Origin of the sequence: Glycomyces buryatensis (assembly GCF_004912275.1) — a bacterium.
GTDB lineage: Bacteria > Actinomycetota > Actinomycetes > Mycobacteriales > Micromonosporaceae > Glycomyces > Glycomyces buryatensis.
On the sequence record NZ_STGY01000066.1, the window covers coordinates 150,661 to 169,811 of the forward strand.

Here is a 19,151-nt window from a genome sequence, read left to right on the forward strand (position 1 = left end):
CTTCGCGGCGAGCCCTAGGAAGCAGCAAGAGTCGGCAACCAGCCGGCACGACGCAAACGCCACGGGCAGGACGGGATTCGCATGGAGGAACAACATTCAGGAACAGGTCGGGCCGGCCCCGACGAGTACGGCCACCTGTCACCACTCTTCGCTGAACTGAAAGCGCTCGAAGAGCACGACCCCCACCGATCGGTCGTGCGCGAGCAACTCGTCACCGGATATCTGCCGCTCGCCGAGCACATCGCACAGCGCTTCTCCGGGAAAGGCATTGCGAAGGACGACCTGGTCCAAGTCGCTTCTGTCGGCCTCATTCACGCGGTCGACAGGTTCGACCCGGATCACGGGTCAGACTTCCTCTCGTACGCGGTACCGACGGTCATGGGGGAGGTGCGACGCCACTTCCGCGACGCCAGCTGGCCCATGCGGGTTCCCAGGCGCCTTCAAGAGCTGCGGTTGTCGATCAACCGGGCCACCGGTGAGCTGTCGCAGGTTCTGGGCAGGCCGCCGACTTCGGCCGAACTGGCCGAGAGCCTCGGGATCTCCGAGGCGGAAGTGGGCGAGGGCTACGAGGCCCGCCAGGTTTACCGCGCGGTGTCGCTCGACGAGCCGCCGTTCGAGGACGAGGACCGGGCACCGCTGGCCGAATCGGTCGGTGAGGAGGATGCGTCGCTGGAGTTCGTGGACAACCACGAGTCGCTGGTGCCGCTCCTGCAGGAGTTGCCGGGCCGGGAGCGCAAGATCCTGGCGCTGCGCTACTTCGACGACATGACACAGACTCAGATCGCGGAGGAGGTGGGCATCTCACAGATGCACGTTTCCAGGCTGCTGCACCGCACCCTTGATGAACTGCGTGACGGCCTGACCAGTGCCTCGGCATGAGGGCCAGGCCGTATTGGGGCCGGGCCCGCCGAACGCTTCGAGCGTTGCGGCGGGCCCGGCCCCTTTTGGCGCCTCGACGGCTGACATGCGCTCAGTCACTCGCACCGCCGCCAAGGGCCGCCGGGGCGGCTCAGACTTCGCGCCCGGTCACGGCGTCACGGATCTTGTCGATGAAGCCGGCGCCGGGGCCGAGGATCAGATTGGCCGGCGGCTTGTCCGGGGCGTTCGGGTGCGGACGGGTCGGGGCGTACTTCTTGGCCTCGAGCACCTTGAATCCCAGGTCTTCGAGCTCCTCCTCTCGGCATTGCTCGCGCATCTGGGGGAGCAGGTGCGCCTCCTCGTCCGACATGTGGTGGCGCACGGAATCCATCAGGTCGGCGAGATGCTGCTCGAAGTGCGGGCTCTCCGGCCCCTGTTTCTCGAGCTCCTTCATGATCGCCTCGGCCTCGTTGTGCTGATGCAGCTGGCGGTCGGCGAGCTCGTCCCCATTGGGAAGCGCCTTTCGGGCGGCTGGATAGACGAACTGCTCCTCGGCCACCCATTGGCGGACCAGTTCGGCGATGACATGGTCGGACAGGTCCTTGCGTCCCTCCGCGTGCCCCTTGTGCCCTTCCAACTCCTCGAAGAGGGTTTCAACCACCTGGTGCTCATGGGTGACGACGTCGATCAGATCGGTGTGCGGCATGGTTCCTCCCGTTTTGCCTCGACGAACCGGCGGGTTCGTGGGTTCGTGGCATACCCGCAGTGGCGGGCCCGAAACGCGAGGTGTCGCCGTCGCGTGTCGGGGGTACCCATGTGCAATCGCACCGCTGAACGACAGCACGGCCGGTAGGGGGCGACGATGACACCGAAGACGCTCGGCGCGGACCGGTTCGTGCCACCGGGAGCCGGGATCGAGCGGCTGGAGGAGGCCGCCGAGACCTGTGAGGGCTGCGAGCTGCACCGCGACGCGACCCAGACCGTGTTCGGCGACGGCTCGGCGACGGCGCGCATCGCCCTGGTCGGGGAGCAGCCCGGCGACGACGAGGACCGCTCGGGACGGCCGTTCACCGGGCCGTCGGGGACCCTGCTCTACCGGGCGCTCGACCAGGCCGGGATCGACCGCGGCGAATGCTATGTCACCAATGCGGTCAAGCACTTCAAGTTCGCGCAGCTGCAACCGGGCGGGCGGCGCATCCACAAGACGCCGACGCGCGGGGAGGTCAACGCCTGCCGGCCCTGGCTCCTCGCCGAGCTCAACGCCGTCAAGCCGGAACTGGTGGTGGTCCTGGGGGCCACGGCCGGGCAGTCGCTCATGGGACCCGAGTTCCGGATCAGCACCAGGCGCGGCATCATCCAGGACCTCGTGCACGACGGGCTCGCCGAGTCGATGAAGCTCATGGGGACGGTGCACCCGTCGGCCGTGCTGCGATTGCGCGAATCCGAGCGCAAGGAGGCCTTCGCTCAAATGCTGGTGGACCTGCGAAAGGCCGCCGATTTCCTCGAGACCGGCCATGAAAAGGCGGGTTAAAGCAGGGAAAAGGGCCGGCCCCCGGTTCCGGTGACGACCAAGGGGGCCGGCCCGGCCGGTGGGCGCCGCATCCCCTCGATGCGGCGCCCACCGGCCCTCAGATCAGCGGTGTCATTGCGAGATCGATCCGACCAGTTCGCCGGTGACCGGGACGGGTGCGCGGCGTGCCACGTCGGCCAGCGCGATGATGCCGACCAGACGCTTGCCCTCGAGGACCGGGATGCGGTGGATCTGGTGTTCCTTCATCTTCGCGATCGTGATCTCGATGTCCTCGTCGGCGTCGGCCAGGATCAGGTGGTTCTGCGGTAGTTGATCGACCGTGTACAGCTCGGCGTCCTTGCCGGTCGCCATGACGTTGAGTACCAGGTCGCGGTCGGTGACCATGCCATGGATCTTGTTGTCCTCGGCGCCGCAGATCGGCAGGCAGCCGACGTCCATCTCCGCCATCATCCGCGCGGCGTTCGCCGCCGTGTCGTCGCTTCGGACGCAGGCGACGCCGGGGTGCATCAGGTCTCTCGCCTTAGCCATCTGCATCAGCTCCTCTCCTCGGCCCGCTGCTCCGGCGCGTATCGCCGGCCTGAGGCGGGTGCGCCGAGAATACCCATGCCAGGCGGTTCTATTCCTGGAAATGCCTCGATTCGGTTCCCTATCTACCTGCGGTTTCGTTTCAAACCACGGACGATCGCGGCCTCGGTTCGAGCAGTGCCGGGTACCGGGGTTTCGGCTCAGGCCGCGAGCCGGCGGGCGGCGTTGACGATCGCGTCCGCGTCGATGCCGGCGGCGGCGAGCTGCTCGGTCGGGCTGGCCGAGGCGGGCATCCCCCGCACGCCGAGTTTGGTGAAGCGGATGGAGGGCAGGTGTCCTCCGATGGCGTCCAGGACGGCGTCGCCCAGACCTCCGACCGGCCAATGGTCCTCGACGGTGAGGACGCGGCCGGTTTCGGCGGCGGCCTGCCGCAGCGTCGAGACGTCGATCGGCTTGATCGAGTAGGCGTCGATGACCCGCGCCGGGATGCCGATGTCGGCGAGTTGCTCGGAGGCCGACAGGGCCTCGGAGACGGTGACGCCGGCGGCGACGATCGTGACCTTGTCGCTTCCGGACGAGACCAGGGTCCGGCTGCCTCCGACCGGGAACAGCTCGTCGGGCCGGTAGATCACCGGTGTCTCGCCCCGGGTGGTGCGCAGGTACGAGATGCCGGGCAGGTCGACCATGGTGGCGGTCAGGTGCGCGGCCTGGTTGGCGTCGCACGGGTACATCACCACGCTGCGCCACAGCGGTCGCATCATGGCGAGGTCTTCCAGGCCCATCTGGCTGGGGCCGTCGCGCCCGATGGAGACGCCCGCGTGGGAGCCGGCCAGCCGCAGGTCGGCGCCGCCGATCGCGGCCATTCGCAGGAAGTCGTGGGCGCGGGTGAGGAACGCCGCGAACGTCGCCGCGTACGGGACCCACCCCAGTGCCTGCATGCCGATGGCGTTGGCGATCATCTGCTGCTCGGCGATGTAGCACTGGAAGAACCGCTCGGGGTGCGCCTCGGCGAAGTAGGCGGTCCGGGTGGAGTCGGCGACTTCGCCGTCGAGCACGACCACGTCGGGGCTGGCGTCGCCGACGGCGACCAGTGCCCTGCCGAAGGCCTCGCGGGTGGCGGCGGTGGAGCCGATGTCGAAGCGCGGCAGGTGGATCGAGCGGCCGGGACGCTCCATACGGGGTTCGCGGTACTCCGGTTCGGCGACGCGCACCCGGATGTTCGCGCCTTGGCCGAGTTCGGCGAGCGCCTCCTCGAGATTGGGGAGCGGCTTGCCGTGCATGCCTTCTCGGTTCTCGACGGCGGCGACGCCCTTGCCCTTCTTGGTGCGGGCGAGGATCGCCGTGGGCCGGTCCGTTGCCTGCTCTGCCTGGCGGTAGGCGCGCTCGATGGCCTCGGGGTCGTGGCCGTCGATCTCGATGGTGTTCCAGCCGAAGGAGCCGATCTGGGACGCGTATGCCGCAGTGTCCCAGCCGTATCGGGTCGGCCCGTTCTGGCCGAGCCGGTTGACGTCGACGATGGCGGTCAGGTTGCCGAGTCCTTCGTACGCGGCGGCGGCGAACGACTCCCACATGGAGCCCTCGGCGAGTTCGGAGTCGCCGCACAGCACCCACACTCGGTAGGGCGCGGCGGAGAGCCGCTTGCCGGCGAGTGCCATGCCGACGCCGATCGGCAGGCCCTGCCCGAGCGAGCCGGTGGCGACATCGATCCAGGGCAGGCGCGGGGTCGGGTGGCCCTCCAGGACGCTGCCGAGTCGGCGGTAGGTCAGCAGCTCCTCCTCGTCGATGACGCCGGCGGCGCGCAGCATCGCGTACAGCAGTGGCGAGGCGTGCCCCTTGGAGAAGATGAGCCGGTCGTTGCCCGGCAGTTCCGGGTCGGAGAAGTCGTACTTCAGGTGACCCGCGAGCAGCACCGCCATCAGGTCGGCGGCCGACATGGACGAGGTCGGATGCCCTGAGCCTGCTCTGCTGGAGCAGCGCACCGCGTCGGCGCGCAGCTGCTGGGCGAGTTCGGCCAGGTCGATGGTGCGGCTTTCGATGGTGGTCACGGGCAGATTCCTTTGTGCGCGGGTTGTGGCCTGGTGGCCCTTCCGCGTTGGCTACCCGGCCCCTGCGGCGTAAAACCGCATTAGACGGTCGATCCGCGCGGACCGGTTGACCTGGGTTTAGGGCCTGTCCTGTGGCCGCCGACCCGGTCGCGCTTCCCCCACGCGGTACCGGGCCGACGGCCTCTCTTCCCCCCGTTGATATTCGGGTGTGCCGTCGGGCTCGCCTGTGGCCTACCTCGATGCGCTGACGGCGCCGACGACCTCGCCGACGATGGGTTCGGGCATGGTCAGGGCGACGTCGGCCTGCGAGATCATGCCGACGACGGCACCGGCCTCCACCACGGGTACGCGCCTGACCTGGTTCTCGGACATCTTGGCCAGCACCAGGTCGGCGTCCTCGTCGACCTCGGCCAGGACGAGGATGGGCTGCTGCGGCAGGTCACCGACCTCGAACGCCTCGGGGTCGAATCCGGCCGCCATGACCTGGATGGCCAGGTCCCGGTCGGTCAGGATGCCCTTGATGACACCCTCGGCGTCACAGATGGGCAGCGCCCCGATGTCGTGCTCGGCCAGCATTCGCGCCGCGTTCCCGGCGGTGTCGTGGGCCTGGATGCAATGGGCGTGCGAGTGCATGAGGTCTCGTGCGGTCGCCATGAATCGGCTCCTCTGAGTGGTGGCTTCGAATGTCAGTGGTTGCTGACGAGCGGCTACCCGACTCGGCCGGATGTATGCGTGCCGCGCGGCCTTCTGTTCAGAGGCGCCGCGGCCCGTCCCCGTGGCGCTCGCGCAGCCGCCGCCGGAACCGGATCGCGGACCGGTCGAACCGCGGAGGCGTCACCGCCTGCCAACGAGGTTTCCCCCGCGCAGGCGGGGGAACCCACCAAGCGGCGGGCTCGCAGCCCAAAACGGGCACCGCGCCCGCCTGAAAGAGGTGAGGACATGGAGGTTCGACACGACCCCGAGGCCGGCGAGCACCGGACCCGGGAACACGCGAGCGACACCAGGCGCAAGGTCTGGGAGGACACCGACCGCTCCGTCGGGCAGGTGGTGGGCGACCTGACGTCGCAAGTGGCGCACCTGGCCCGAGTCGAGGCCAAGCTCGCCGCTCGCGAGGCCGCTGACCAGGCCAAACGAGGTATGGTCGGAGGTGGCCTGTTCGCCGTCGCGGCGGTGATCGCGATCTACGGCGGAGCCGGTCTGGCCGGCGCCGCGGTGTTCGCGCTCGCGCTCGTCTGGCCCGGATGGCTGGCGGCGCTCGTCGTCGGCGTGGTGCTGTTCGCGCTGGCAGGGATCGTTTCGGCGATCGCCCGAGCCAAGCTTCGCCGAACGGTGCAGCATCCGGCCCCCGAGGACATGATGGATCGTGCACGGGAAGACGTGCAGGCCATACGCGGAAGGATGGATGAACGATGAGCGGATGGACAGTACCCCCCGCCGGGGCGGTTCCTCCGGGCGTGGGCATCGGCCCCGTCCCCGGGGTGGCCATGCCCGTCAGTCCGGAGCGGGACGACAACCGCGAACTGGACGACACGCAGGCGGAGTGGGCCCAGCAGGACCGAGAGGCCGCCGAGTACGAGTCGTCGCACGACCTGCGACAGGATGCCGAGCGCACCCGCGAGCGGGTCAATCAGGACGTGCTCGAGCTGCGCCACAAGCTGCACCTGGACGACGAGACCAAGGCGCGCCGCGCAGCGGCCACCGGCCCGTTCGGGCCGGTCAAGCGCCACCCCATCACGGTCATGGTGGCGGCCGCGGGGGCGACGACGGCCGCGTTGATCGGCTACAGGGCCGCCCGCAACCATCGCAAGACGGCCAAGCGGTCGGCCATCAGGTACATGAAGGCCGCGAAGGCCCGCCGCAAGGCGCTTCAGCACCACATCGGCGAGTCCGGACACGCCATCGCGGGGAGCATGCACAAGCGTTAGCAGCCTCACAACCGCAAAGGCGGTCGGCCCGGCGTATGGACGCCGGGCCGACCGTCTGTGGTCTTGGACGTCGCATTGCGTTAGGTTATGCGTGATTCACCTGTGGGTATTGGTCGTTCCACAGGTTGATCGCTTACGATGTGAACGATCACCTACAACTTGAGCAATCCCCCAAGGAGGCCTCTATGACAGGCAGCGACAACGGTGCCGTTGCTATCGGGATCGACTTCGGCACCCTCTCCGGCCGGGCCGTCGTCGCCTCGGTCGCCGATGGTCGCGAACTCGCCAGCGCCGAGCATGTGTACCGCCACGGTGCCATCGAGGAGACGCTGCCGACGTCCGGAGCGAAACTGCCCCGCAGCTGGGCGCTCCAGTCGCCCGCCGACTGGCGCGACGTCCTGCGCATTGCCGTGCCGAAAGCCCTGGAAGCGGCCGGTGTCACGGCCGACCGGGTCGTCGGCATCGCCACCGACTTCACCGCCTGCACCGTCCTGCCCGCGCTCGCCGACGGCACCCCGCTGTGCGAGCTCGATGACCTGGCCGAGCGTCCCCACGCCTGGCCGAAGCTGTGGAAGCACCACGCGGCCCAGGGACAGGCCGACCGCATCAACGCCCTCGCCGCCGAGCGCGGCGAGGAGTGGCTGCCGCGCTACGGCGGCAAGATCTCCAGCGAATGGCAGTTCGCCAAGGGGCTCCAGCTGCTGGAGGAGGACCCGGAGGTCTACGGCCGCGCCGAGCGCTGGATCGAGGCCGCCGACTGGATCGTGTGGCAGCTGTGCGGCGTCGAGACCCGCAACAACTGCACCGCCGGTTACAAGGGCATCCTGCAGGACGGCAAGTACCCGTCCAGTGAGTTCCTGGCCGCGCTGAACCCCGAGTTCGCCGACTTCGTGGAGAAGATCGACTTCCCGATCGCCGCGCTGGGCGACCGCGCGGGCGGCCTGACCGCTCAGGCCGCCGAGTGGATCGGCCTGAACGAGGGCACCGCCGTGGCCGTCGGCAATGTCGACGCCCACGTCACCGCCGCCTCGGCCAAGGCGGTCGGCCCCGGCCAGATCGTGGCGATCATGGGCACCAGCACCTGCCACGTCGTCAACGGCGAGAACCTCACCGAGGCGAAGGGCATGTGCGGCGTGGTCCGCGACGGCATCGTCCCCGGCCTGTGGGGCTACGAGGCCGGCCAGTCCGGTGTCGGCGACATCTTCGCGTGGTGGGTCAAGAACGGCGTGCCCGGCGAGTACACCGCCGAGGCCGAGAAGCGCGGCATCTCGATTCACCAGTACCTGACCGAGCTGGCCGAGAACCAGAACGTCGGCGAGCACGGCCTGGTCGCCCTCGACTGGCACTCGGGCAACCGCTCGGTCCTGGTCGACCACGACCTGCACGGCGTCATCCTGGGCCTGAGCCTTCAGACCAAGCCCGAGGAGATCTACCGCGCGCTGGTCGAGGCGACCGCGTTCGGCACCCGCAAGATCGTCGAGACCCTGGTCGGGTCCGGTGTGCCGATCGAGGAGTTCGTGGCCGCGGGCGGCCTCTTGAAGAACAAGTGGCTCATGCAGACCTACTCCGACGTGCTGCGCATGCCGATCACGGTGCTGACGTCCGCGCAGGGCCCGGCGCTCGGTTCGGCCATCCACGCCGCCGTCGCCGCCGGTGTGTACCCGGACATCAAGGCCGCCGCCGAGGCGATGGGCAAGGTCGAGCGAAACGCCTACGTTCCGGACCCGGCCCGCGCCGACGCCTACGACGAGCTCTACGCCGTCTACGACGAGCTGCACGACCACTTTGGCCGCGGCGGCTCCAAGGCGCTCCACAAGTTGCACAACATCGCGATTGAGGCTTCAAAATGAGTTTCAAGACCACCGAGGCCATCGAGGCCATGAAGGTCGAGGTGTGCAATCTGCACGCCGAGCTGCTCCGCTGGGGCCTGGTGACCTGGACCAGCGGCAATGTCTCCGGCCGGGTGCCGGGCACCGACTTCATCGTCATCAAGCCCTCGGGCGTGTCCTATGACGACCTGAAGCCGGAGCTGATGGTCGTGACCGACCTGGAAGGCAAGGTCCTCGACGGGGACCTCAAGCCCTCCAGCGACGCCGAGAGCCACAACCACGTCTACCAGCTCATGCCCGAGGTGGGCGGCGTGGTGCACACCCACAGCCCGTACGCGACGGCGTGGGCCGCGCGCGCCGAGTCGATCCCGTGCGTGCTCACGGCGATGGCCGACGAGTTCGGCGGGGAGATCCCGCTGGGCCCGTTCGCGCTCATCGGTTCCGACGCGATCGGCAAGGCCATCGTCGAGACCCTGCAGGGCCACCGCTCCCCGGCGGTCATCATGCAGAACCACGGCGTCTTCACGATCGGCAAGGGCCCCAAGGCGGCCGTCAAGGCCGCGGTGATGACCGAGGACGTGGCGCGCACCGTGCACATCTCGCGTCAGCTCGGCGAGCCGGTGCCGATCGCGCAGCAGAACATCGACGCCCTTTACGACCGCTACCAGAACGTCTACGGCCAGTAGCGCCCCCGGAGGAGATACATCAATGCAAGCCAAACAACTGTGGTTCGTCACCGGCTCTCAGCACCTCTACGGTGAGGAGGCCATCGCGCAGGTAGCGCAGAACTCGGCCGACATCGTGGCCGGGCTCGACGGCGCCGACGCGATCCCGGTGGAGGTCGTCGCCAAGCCGGTCCTGACCACCCCCGACGAGATCCGCAAGGTCCTGCTGGAGGCCAACGGCGACGACAACTGCGTCGGCGTCATCGCCTGGATGCACACGTTCTCGCCGTCGAAGATGTGGATCGCCGGGCTCGGCGTGCTGGACAAGCCGCTGCTGCACCTGCACACGCAGCACAACCGCGACCTGCCGTGGGCCGACATCGACATGGACTTCATGAACCTGAACCAGGCCGCCCACGGCGACCGCGAGTTCGGGTACATGCTCACCCGCATGCGCCACCGCCGCAAGACCATCGTGGGCCACTGGGCCGACGAGAAGGTCCAGAAGCGCGTCGGCGACTGGGCCCGTGCGGCCCTGGGCTGGAACGAGGTCCAGAACCTCAAGCTGGTGCGCTTCGGCGACAACATGCGCTACGTCGGCGTGACCGAGGGCGACAAGGTCGAGGCTCAGATCAAGCTCGGCGTCGAGGTCAACACCTACGGCGTCAACGAGCTGGCCGCGCGCGTCGAAACGATCGAGGACAAGGCCGTCGACGAGCTCGCGGCCGAGTACGAGACGTCCTACGACGTCGTGGCGGAGCTGAAGGCCGGCGGGGCGCGGCACGAGTCGCTGCGCGACGCCGCCCGCATCGAGCTGGCGCTTCGCTCCTTCCTGGAGGAGCAGGGCGCGAAGGCGTTCACCGACACGTTCGAGGACCTGGGCGCTCTCAAGCAGCTCCCGGGCATCGCCGTGCAGCGCCTGATGGCCGACGGCTACGGCTTCGGCGGCGAGGGCGACTGGAAGACCGCGGTCCTGGTGCGGCTCATGAAGGTCATGGCGACGGGCCTTGAAGGCGGAACGTCCTTCATGGAGGACTACACCTACAACCTGGGTGCCGAGTCCCCGCAGATCCTGGGCGCGCACATGCTCGAAGTGTGCCCCTCGATCGCGGCCGAGAAGCCGACCTGCGAGATCCACGAGCTGGGCATCGGCGGCAAGGAGGACCCGGTCCGCCTGGTCTTCACCGCCCCGCCCGGCCCGGCCGTCGCGGTCGGCATGCTCGACCTCGGCACCCGGCTCCGCCTGGTGGCCAACGAGGTCGACGTGGTCGAGCCCGACGAGGACCTGCCGAACCTCCCGGTCGCACGCGCGGTCTGGGAACCCCGCCCGAACCTGGAGACCTCGGCCGAGTCGTGGCTGACGGCCGGCGGGCCCCACCACACCTCGATGACCCAGGCCTTCGGCCGCGAGGTCATGGAGGACTTCGCCGAGATCGCCGGCATCGAGCTGGTCACCATCGGCGAGGGCACGACCGTCCGCGAGTTCAAGCAGGAACTGCGCTGGAACCAGGTCTACCACCACCTCGAGGGCGGCCTGTAAGCCAAGCGACGCAAGGAGAGGGACGGGCCGGCGGCCCGTCCCTTCTTCGTTGTCCGCACCTACGGCCGGACCGGATGAGAGCTGAACACCCACCCGGCCGATTCGACTATCCTCCGAACGGCGAGCCCGGCCCGCCGACAATCGAATGGAGTACGCATGACCGAGATCCGCGACATCGAAGTGGTCGTCCTTGACGTCCTCGGCACCCTGGTCGACGAGCCCAGCGGGCTCAGAGCGGCGATCGGCGAGGCCGTTCCCGCGGCCGACGAGGCGTACCTCGACCAGTTGCTCGTCTTGTGGCAGCGGCATATCGAGGTCGAGCAGGGCCGCATCGCGCAGGGGCTCCGGTCCTATGAGGCCACCGAGATCATCGATCGAGGGGCGGCCCGCCTGGTGGCCGACCGGGCCGGACTCACCGACCCGGTGGCCATCGCCCACCTGGCCACGGCGGCCGAGCGCCTGAACCCCTGGGACGACGCCGCCCGAGGCCTCGAGCGCCTGGCGCGGCATTTCCCCGTCATCGGTCTCTCCAACGCCGGCAACGCAGCCCTGCTGCGCCTCAACGCCCACGCCGGGCTGCGCTGGCACCAGGCCCTGTCGAGCGAAACCGTCCGGGCCTACAAGCCGGCCCCGGAGATCTACCGACTCGCCATCAACACCGCCGGATGCCCACCGGAACGCGTCCTCATGGTCGCCGCCCACGCCTGGGACCTCCGGGGAGCCCAGGCGAGCGGCATGCGCACCGCCTACGTCCACCGGCCCGTCGGCGATCCGCCACGGGACTCCGACACCTTCGACCTGCACTGCGACGGCCTGGAGGAACTGGCCACGGCGCTGATCGGGCGATGATCACCCGCTGCCGGGTTATCCGCCGGTGGTGCGGGTATCCCCTTCCCGTCCACCACGGATTTTCCAAGGAGGGATTGCCGATATGAGCGGCGTCGACAAGGCGAAGGACAAACTTCAGCAGGCCAAGGGCAAGCTCAAGGAGCGAACGGGCGAAGCCACCGGCAACGAGAGCCTGGAGGCAGAGGGCAAACGCGACCAGTTCGTCGGTAAGACCAAGGAGACCGCCCACGACCTGCGTGACAAGGCCGCAGGCAAGGTAGAGGAAATCAAACGCGAATTCAAGGACGGCAAGGACGGCAAGCGCGACGACGAGCGTGACGATGAGGGCCGAGACACCCGCCGTTAGAGCTTTTCGCGGAGCCGGTCCTCGGTGAGGATGGCGTCGAACGCGATTTCGGCGGCCCCTCGCAGGGGGCCGTCGTTTCCCACCGTTCCGGGCAGGATCTGGGGCGGTTCGGCGCGGCAAATCGAGAGTATGTCGGCTTTTCAGGACTGATGCGCACGCCTCGAAGGAGCGTCTTCAGGCCTTGGTGCGTGCTTGGGCGCCGGTATCCGCGTCGATGGTTGTTTGACTGCCAAGCCAGTACGAAAGAAGAACGATGCGGTGAGGTCTGCAAGAGCTCGAAGGATCTCAGCTCGATCCCCAGGACGGGTCCGCCTGAGAGCAAGCGCAGCGATGAACGCCATCACAAGCGGCACTATCGCCATCATCGAGCCGCCCCACAAGGCGAGGTATACGAGATTCATGCTTCATAGCCTAGGAAACCCAGCTCGTCCCTGAAGAAACAAGAACACTAAGTGTCCGGCCACGACTGTAGAGCGATTGGCGATACGGCTCTGTCAGGAACTTGTGGGGGCGGGGTGATCCAGAGGGGCTGAAGATGCTGGTCGGGGCAGAACGTCAAGTCTTGTTGTCGGTGGAATTCCCGCATGAGGACGGGTGTCGATCCGACGCGGACTTCGTGGTCTGGGGCAGCACCAGCACGGCAGTCCGAGGGTGTCGTCGATGTCGAGGGACTTGGCGCGCATCGACGCAGGTGAAGACGCTGTCCAGGATGGAATGGGCCTCCGTTTCGAGTTCGTCGGTGTCGGCCACGCGCTGGAGTTCGATGTGCATCCACGACTCGGTGGCTCTGGAGACCGGCGAAGCCTGCGAGCCGTCCATTGGCGCGGCGAGGGCGGCAGCGGTCCCGGGGTGGCCTTTGCTTAGAGGCGGTCGCGGAGCCGGTCCTCGGTGAGTATGGCGTCGAAGGCGATTTCGGCGGCCCCTCGCAGGGGGCCGTCGTCTCCCACCGTTCCGGGCAGGATCCGGGGCGGTGCGGTTCGGCGGAAGGCCATCAGGTTCGCCGCGCACGTCCGCTCGATGAGGTCGCGGCGCAGGCGGATCAGTTCGATTCCCAGCCCTGAGAGGCTGATCGCCTCCGGGTCGAGGGCGTTCGCCAACGCGCCCAAGCCCTTTCCGAGCGCCGCCGCATTCTCGTCCACCGCCGCCGTCGCTTCAGCGTCTCCGGTCTCGGACCGGCGCAGGACCTCCTGGGCCAGGTCCCTGCCGGTCCCGTAGCCGGGCTCCTTCCCGAAGCGGCGCACCAGCGCGTTCGCGCCCACATCCAGGCTCCAGCAGCCCTTGACGCCGCACATGCATTCCAGTGTGGACCCGGTCAGCGGCATGTGCCCGAACTCGCCGGCGATGTGGTGGGCTCCGCGCTGCGGGTCGCCTCCCAGGAGGAGGGTCCCGCCGATGTCGAAGTCGATGTGGAAGTGCATGACGGTTCCCATGCCCCGCAAGGCACCGCGACGGACTTCCGCAAGGCCCGCCAGTCGGGCGTCATTGTCGATCACCGTTGGCGGCCAGCCGTCACCGATGTGATCGTCGAGGTCCACCTCGTCCCATCCTAGGTGCGAGATGTGGAGGCGGTGGCCGTCTCGGATCGGGCCCGAGATCGCAATTCCAAGTGCCGCGAGGTGCTCGGTTTCGTGCCGTCCTACGGCCGCCTTGATGTCGGCGAAGAGCGCCGGGGTGCGATCGTGCTCGCCGGTCTCGAGGACCTGGAGCTCGCCACCGAGCGCGACCCTGGCCAGGGTCCAGGAGTCCTCGCGAATGTCCGCCGCGAACGCCACGGGCCCTTCGGGATGGGGGACCAGCAGGGTGGTCGGCCGGCCTCTGCCGCTGGCCTCGGCGGGGACCTCGTGGAGGAGCCCGGCGGCCTCCAGGTCGCCGACCAGCGCACCGGCGGTATTGCGTCCGATGCCGAGCAGCCGGGCGGCGCTCGCGCGGGTCAGGGGCTGATCGGCATTGTGGACGGCGCGCAGCAGCCGGGCCTGGTTGTGGACGCGGAGGTCGGCGCTCGTCATGGACTGGGGCATGTTAGGGATTATGCCAGGCCCGAAAAGTTTTTTGTGTCTGCCGCGAACATAAGGCTTGCGGCAGGGGTCGAAGCTTGTTATGTTCTTAGCAAGAACAAAAAGTTCTGCCGTTCCCCGCTCCCTGAGGATGGACATGACCGCCGACTCCGCAGCCCCTCCCACGCCCCTGCCGGACTCCCTGCGCCAAGCCAGAATCGGCATGTTCGGCGCCTTCGCGACCTCCGGCTTCGTCATGGGCGCCTGGGCCGCCGCGCTGCCCTCGCTCAGCGCCCGGCTCGAACTCGGCGAGGCCCGGCTCGGGACCGTGCTGCTGCTCATCCAGGTCGTCGGGCTCGGCTCGATGTTCCTCGCCGGGAAGATCGCCGACCGCATCACCACACGAAACCTCCTGCGCTGGACCGGCCCCGCCACCCAGCTGGTCCTCCTCGCCCCCGCGCTCGCACCCTCCTACGAGACGCTGCTGCTGTGCACCGCGATCTACGGCATCGGCGTCGGCTTCGTGGAAGTCGGCCTCAACGCCCACTCAGTCGAGCTCGAACGCCACTACAAGCGGCCCATCGTCTCCTCGTTCCACGGCTTCTGGTCCCTCGGCGGCGCCGTGGCCGGAGCCTTGACCTCCCTCGGCCTCACCCTCGGCCTGGGCAGCCCCGCGATGCTCATCGCCGTGGCGCTCATCAGTACCGCGGCCTTCGCCGCCTTCACCCGTCCGCTGCTGCCGCCACCGGGTCAAGACGCCCGCGGCAGCAGCGGCGCCCCCTCCAACACCGCCCGCATCGGCGCGGTCCTGCTGGGCGCCATGTTCCTGCTCGGCCTCGGCGGACACCTCATCGAGTCCGGCGCGATCGACTGGGCCAACCTCCACGCCGCCCGCGTCCTCGAAGCCGACGACGCGCTGGCCCCCTTGTCCTACACCGTGTTCGCCTGCGCGATGACGGTCTTCCGCCTCTCGGGCGACCCCATCCGCGCCAAGCTCGGCCCCGGCCGCACCCTCTGGTGGGCCGGCGCGGTGGCCGCCGCCGGCTACGCCCTCGTCCTCGTCTCGGGCGCGACCGGCGGCCTCCCGCTCGCCTGGACGGGCTGGATCCTGGCCGGCTCCGGCATCGCCATCATGGTCCCGGTCCTGTTCAGCGCCATCGGAGAAGCCGGCGGGTCCCCGTCGAACATCGCCCTGATCTCCATCTCCGGCTCCGCCGGCCTCCTCCTCGGCCCGGCCGCCATCGGCTACCTCGCCGAAGGCACCAGCCTGACGATCGGCCTCATGGTCCCCGCCGCCCTCGCGGTCTTCATCGCCCTCGCGGGCCCGACCACCCTGCGCCGCTTGCTGAGCCGCTCCGCACCCGAGCCCGAGGCGGCGCTGGTGAAGTGATGTTCGCCGCGCCGGGTCCCGTCAAGGGGGTCCGGCGCGGGCCGCCGCGTATAGTCGGTGGCGCAGAAGGGGAGTAGCTCCCAATGACGCGGTCGACATACTGGCCTGCCGTTCACTCGGTGGCCCGGCCGCGCGGCCTCCGCAAGGAGGCGAGCGAGACCTTCGACCAAGGCAATGCGCCGGGTCGAGGTCTTTCCTGCCTTCTCCCGGCCCCGACTGGGAGGATCACCCCCGAATGGACGTCTTCTTGACCGCCGCGGCACTGAGCTTCGGCGTCATCTTCGTCGGCGAGATGGGCGACAAGAGCCAACTCATGGCCCTGTCCTTCGCCACCAAATACAAGCTCCGCAGCGTCGTCATCGGCCTGATCATCGCCACCTCGATCCTGTTCGGCATCTCCGTCGGCATCGGCGCGACCGCGGGCGAGCTGCTGCCCACCGACTGGATCACGCTCGGCGCCGCCGTCCTGTTCATCGGCTTCGGCCTGTGGACCCTGCGCCCCGAGAAGGACGACGCCGAGGCGCACGGCTACACCGAACGCAAGTCCGGGCTGCTGACCGTCATCGGCGCCATGATCCTCGCCGAGCTCGGCGACAAGACCATGATCATCGCCGTCGGCCTCGGCGCCCAGTACAACCCGTGGGGCGTGTGGCTCGGCGCCACCGCCGGGATGCTCGCCGCCGACCTCCTCGCCGTCTTCGCCGGAGCGTGGGTCGCCAAGAAGATCCCCGAGAAGGTCATCCGCTACGTCTCGGCCGGCCTGTTCCTCGTCCTCGGCGTGCTCCTGGGCATCGAGGCCGTGAGGGCCCTCACCAGCTAAGCTGGCGATCATGCCGCAAACGGACGTTAATCAGGACACCGCCGTCATCTACACGGACGGGGCCTGCTCGGGCAACCCCGGGCCCGGCGGATGGGGCGTGTACTTCAAGTGGGGCGACCACGAACGGGAGCTCTACGGCGCCGAGAAGGCCACCACCAACAACCGGATGGAACTCATGGCCGCGATCGTCGCCCTGGAGACCCTCAAGCGTCCCACCACGATCCACCTCTACACCGACTCGTCCTACGTCCGCAACGGCATCACCTCCTGGATGAAGAACTGGAAGCGCAACGGCTGGCTCAACTCCCAGAAGCAGCCGGTCAAGAACTCCGACCTGTGGAAACGCCTCGACGCCGCGGCCCAGGGCCACGACGTCGACTGGCGCTGGGTCAAGGGGCACTCCGGCGACCCCGGCAACGACCGCGCCGACGCACTCGCCGTCAAGGGCCGCGACGAGGCCGCCGGGCGCTTAATTCTGCGCACGGTGGCACACAGTGATGCCTACCCGACCAGTCACCAGCCAATGAGAATGGAACAATCACGTCCATGAACGACCAGGTACCGTCTCGATTCTCCGGCGGCGTCGACCTCAGCGCCCTCGCCGCTCAGCAGCAGCAACAGCAGCCGGCGCCCTCGCAAGCACCGGCGGCCCCGGGCCTGCCCGGCGCGGGCGGACCCGGCGTCGTCTCGATCGACGTCACCGACGCCACCGTGCAGAGCGAAGTCCTCGAACGGTCGCTCGAATCGCTCGTCATCGTCGTCTTCTGGGCCGACCAGGTCCCCGAGAGCCTCCAGACCCGCGACCTGCTCCAGCAGCTCGCCCAGGCCGCCGGCGGCGCCTGGATGCTGGCCAAGGCCGACGTGCAGCAGAACCAGCAGCTCGCCGCCGCCCTCCAGCTCCAGGCCCTCCCCGCAGTCGTCGCGCTCGCCCAGGGACGGCCCGTCGACCTCGTGCAGGGCCCGCAGAACGAGAGCGGCCTGCGCCAGTTCATCAACAAGGTCGTCCAGGCCGTCGGCCTCGACGTCCCCCAGCAGGTCGACCCCGAACTCGCCGCCGCCGAGAACCACCTCATGGAGGGTGAACTCGACGCCGCCGAGGCCGCCTACGACAAGTACCTCAAGAACCACCCCGCCTCCATCGAGGCCGAAGCCGGGCTCGCACAGGTCAAACTCATCCGCCGCGCCGGAGTCCTCCCCGAGAACGCCGCCGCGCTCGCCGACGCCGCGCCCGACGACATCGACGCCGGCCTCGCCGCCGCCGACCTCGAAATGCTCTCCGGCCTCGCCGAGAACGCCTACGACCGGCTCATCAAGCTCGTCGCCGGCCACTTCGGCGAAGAGCGGGAACGGGTCCGCAAGCGCCTGGTCGAACTGTTCCTCATCGCGGGAGCCGACGACCCGGCCGTCGCGAAGGCCCGCCGCAAACTCAGCTCCGTGCTGTTCTAAACGCAGAAACGAAGGCGCGCGGCCCTTACCGGGTCCGCGCGCCTTTGCTTTCGCGTAATTCGCGGTGAATTGAGCGACTTCCACTCGAACGCGAACACCTCTCCGGGTAACGACGCACGGGCTCAAATGAGCTAGCGTTGCCGCACAGCGTCAATACGCGGCTCGCGAGTGTGGGAGGTGAGCGCCGGTGGCGACCAGATCCAAGCGCGTGGCCGTACTCGACGCACCCTCGAACCTCGGCCTGCGCCCCCCGACACCGCACACCGTCCCCGGATGCGCCAAAGCACCGGGAGCGCTCCGCGACCACCGGATCATCCAGCGCCTCAACGCCATCGACGCCGGATGCCTCACCCCGCCCCGCTTCGACCCCTCCGGCTGGAGACCCGGCGACGGCGTCGGCCAAGCCGAGGCCATCGCCGAATACACCCGCAGCCTCGCCGACCGCGTCGAACGGCTCTGGCGAGAGCGCACCTTCCCACTCGTCCTCGGCGGCGACTGCTCGATCATGCTCGGCCCCGTCCTGGCCGCCCGCCGCCGCACCGAACGCGACGGCGAGCACCGGGGCCTCATCTTCGTCGACGCCCACGCCGACTTCCGCCACCCCGGCAACTCCCAGTACGTCGGCGCCGCCGCCGCCGAAGAGCTCGCGCTGGCGACCGGGCGAGGGCAGCCCGACCTCACCGACATCGGCGGCCTGCGTCCGTATGTGGACACCGACCACCTGGTGATGCTCGGCCTGCGCGCCGACGATCCGCATCGGGTCGAACTGGAGGCCACGGGCGTGGCCGTGCGGACCGTGCCCACCCTCCGCGCCGGCGGCGTCGGCCGCTCCGCCGAATGGGCCCTCGACGCGCTCGGGGACGTGGCCACGTTCTGGCTCCACGTCGACGCCGACGTCCTCGACCCCTCGGTCATGCCCGCGGTGGACGGGCCCGCGCCCGGCGGGATCTCCCTGGGCGAACTGGGCCAGATCATCGCCACCTGCACGGCCGACGAGCGCTGCTCCGGCATGGAGCTGACGGTCTTCGACCCCGACTACGACCCCGACGGCGAGTACGCCAAGGCGCTGGCAAACACCCTGGTCGAAGCCCTTCAGTAAGAAGCTTTCCGTAATTCCATTGTGGGGATTCGACGGATTGATCGAGCGGATGCTCCGTAGCCCGAGCGCCGTTCGGTGCGGTCTTCAAGCGTCGGCGATGAGGAGGTGGCACCGTGCCCGGGTGGATTGGCCGTAGCCCGAGCGCCGTTCGGTGCGGTCTTCAATCGGGCAGCGACGGAAGGGTGTGGAGGGTGCCCGCGCGACGCGCCCGACCGCGGGTGGCAGTGACACCGAGTCGTGTCGGTCCTCGGGGGCATCTTTGAGACCGGGGGGTGCCGATCCGCGACAC

At 68.9% G+C, this 19,151-nt stretch carries 19 protein-coding genes; 14 read left to right on the forward strand and 5 right to left on the reverse strand.

The genetic code is table 11. The features are described 5' to 3' along the window. Positions 1-81 precede the first annotated feature (81 nt). The gene (locus FAB82_RS18230; RefSeq protein WP_136535956.1) at positions 82-879 is read left to right on the forward strand and encodes a SigB/SigF/SigG family RNA polymerase sigma factor; all 798 of its coding nucleotides are present in this window, start codon (positions 82-84) and stop codon (positions 877-879) included. Positions 880-1,009: 130 nt separating this feature from the next. On the opposite strand, the gene FAB82_RS18235 is transcribed toward FAB82_RS18230, so the two are convergent. After that, a complete protein-coding gene (locus tag FAB82_RS18235; protein ID WP_136535957.1) occupies positions 1,010-1,564 on the reverse strand; it encodes a hemerythrin domain-containing protein in 555 nt (184 codons plus the stop codon). A gap of 156 nt (positions 1,565-1,720) precedes the next feature. On the opposite strand from FAB82_RS18235, the gene FAB82_RS18240 reads away from it, so the two are divergent. Beyond that, positions 1,721-2,389, forward strand: a complete 669-nt coding sequence (locus FAB82_RS18240; RefSeq protein ID WP_136535958.1) for a UdgX family uracil-DNA binding protein — start codon at positions 1,721-1,723, stop codon at positions 2,387-2,389. Positions 2,390-2,500: 111 nt separating this feature from the next. Here the strand turns inward: FAB82_RS18240 and FAB82_RS18245 are convergent, their stop codons facing one another. The 3 genes from FAB82_RS18245 to FAB82_RS18255 all read right to left on the reverse strand — a co-directional run bounded on the left by FAB82_RS18245 (position 2,501) and on the right by FAB82_RS18255 (position 5,613). Next, a complete protein-coding gene (locus FAB82_RS18245; protein WP_136535959.1) occupies positions 2,501-2,917 on the reverse strand; it encodes a CBS domain-containing protein in 417 nt (138 codons plus the stop codon). Positions 2,918-3,114: 197 nt separating this feature from the next. Beyond that, positions 3,115-4,965 carry a transketolase gene (locus FAB82_RS18250; RefSeq protein ID WP_425461590.1) on the reverse strand — a complete coding sequence of 617 codons (1,851 nt, stop codon included), beginning with the start codon at positions 4,963-4,965 and terminating at the stop codon, positions 3,115-3,117. 225 nt (positions 4,966-5,190) lie between these two features. Continuing rightward, positions 5,191-5,613, reverse strand: a complete 423-nt coding sequence (locus FAB82_RS18255) for a CBS domain-containing protein (protein ID WP_136535960.1) — start codon at positions 5,611-5,613, stop codon at positions 5,191-5,193. Between the two features lie 285 nt (positions 5,614-5,898). Between FAB82_RS18255 and FAB82_RS27205 the strand changes: the two genes are divergently transcribed. The 7 genes from FAB82_RS27205 (at position 5,899) to FAB82_RS18290 (ending at position 12,113) form a co-directional block, all read left to right on the forward strand. Further along, positions 5,899-6,372, forward strand: a complete 474-nt coding sequence (locus FAB82_RS27205; protein WP_168801663.1) for a phage holin family protein — start codon at positions 5,899-5,901, stop codon at positions 6,370-6,372. Next, on the forward strand, positions 6,369-6,884 hold the full coding sequence (locus FAB82_RS18265; RefSeq protein ID WP_136535962.1) for a hypothetical protein: 516 nt from the start codon (positions 6,369-6,371) through the stop codon (positions 6,882-6,884). The genes FAB82_RS27205 and FAB82_RS18265 overlap by 4 nt, the downstream gene beginning before the upstream one ends. A 185-nt stretch (positions 6,885-7,069) precedes the next feature. Then, the gene (araB, locus tag FAB82_RS18270) at positions 7,070-8,734 is read left to right on the forward strand and encodes a ribulokinase (protein ID WP_136535963.1); all 1,665 of its coding nucleotides are present in this window, start codon (positions 7,070-7,072) and stop codon (positions 8,732-8,734) included. After that, positions 8,731-9,399 (forward strand): L-ribulose-5-phosphate 4-epimerase, encoded by a 669-nt coding sequence (locus tag FAB82_RS18275; RefSeq protein WP_136535964.1) that lies wholly within the window; start codon positions 8,731-8,733, stop codon positions 9,397-9,399. The genes araB and FAB82_RS18275 overlap by 4 nt, the downstream gene beginning before the upstream one ends. Positions 9,400-9,421: 22 nt before the next feature. Then, entirely contained in the window at positions 9,422-10,918 is a 1,497-nt protein-coding gene (gene araA / locus FAB82_RS18280; RefSeq protein WP_136535965.1) for an L-arabinose isomerase, read from the forward strand. 156 nt (positions 10,919-11,074) lie between these two features. Next, positions 11,075-11,767 carry a haloacid dehalogenase type II gene (locus FAB82_RS18285; RefSeq protein ID WP_136535966.1) on the forward strand — a complete coding sequence of 231 codons (693 nt, stop codon included), beginning with the start codon at positions 11,075-11,077 and terminating at the stop codon, positions 11,765-11,767. A gap of 82 nt (positions 11,768-11,849) precedes the next feature. After that, complete coding sequence (locus FAB82_RS18290) at positions 11,850-12,113, forward strand: CsbD family protein (protein ID WP_136535967.1); 264 nt, start codon at positions 11,850-11,852, stop codon at positions 12,111-12,113. A gap of 860 nt (positions 12,114-12,973) precedes the next feature. On the opposite strand, the gene FAB82_RS18295 is transcribed toward FAB82_RS18290, so the two are convergent. After that, on the reverse strand, positions 12,974-14,131 hold the full coding sequence (locus FAB82_RS18295; protein ID WP_136535968.1) for an ROK family transcriptional regulator: 1,158 nt from the start codon (positions 14,129-14,131) through the stop codon (positions 12,974-12,976). A gap of 133 nt (positions 14,132-14,264) precedes the next feature. Here FAB82_RS18295 and FAB82_RS18300 point away from each other — a divergent pair, with 133 nt between their 5' ends. From FAB82_RS18300 to FAB82_RS18320, 5 genes are all read left to right on the forward strand, one after another. After that, positions 14,265-15,497, forward strand: coding sequence for an MFS transporter (locus tag FAB82_RS18300; RefSeq protein ID WP_136535969.1), 1,233 nt, complete (start codon positions 14,265-14,267; stop codon positions 15,495-15,497). Between the two features lie 235 nt (positions 15,498-15,732). Next, positions 15,733-16,317 (forward strand): TMEM165/GDT1 family protein, encoded by a 585-nt coding sequence (locus tag FAB82_RS18305; protein ID WP_136535970.1) that lies wholly within the window; start codon positions 15,733-15,735, stop codon positions 16,315-16,317. Between the two features lie 10 nt (positions 16,318-16,327). Beyond that, on the forward strand, positions 16,328-16,867 hold the full coding sequence (rnhA, locus tag FAB82_RS18310; protein WP_136535971.1) for a ribonuclease HI: 540 nt from the start codon (positions 16,328-16,330) through the stop codon (positions 16,865-16,867). Beyond that, a complete protein-coding gene (locus FAB82_RS18315; protein WP_136535972.1) occupies positions 16,864-17,763 on the forward strand; it encodes a co-chaperone YbbN in 900 nt (299 codons plus the stop codon). The genes rnhA and FAB82_RS18315 overlap by 4 nt, the downstream gene beginning before the upstream one ends. Positions 17,764-17,950: 187 nt before the next feature. After that, positions 17,951-18,862, forward strand: coding sequence for an arginase family protein (locus FAB82_RS18320; protein WP_136535973.1), 912 nt, complete (start codon positions 17,951-17,953; stop codon positions 18,860-18,862). The last annotated feature ends 289 nt before the right edge of the window (positions 18,863-19,151 follow it).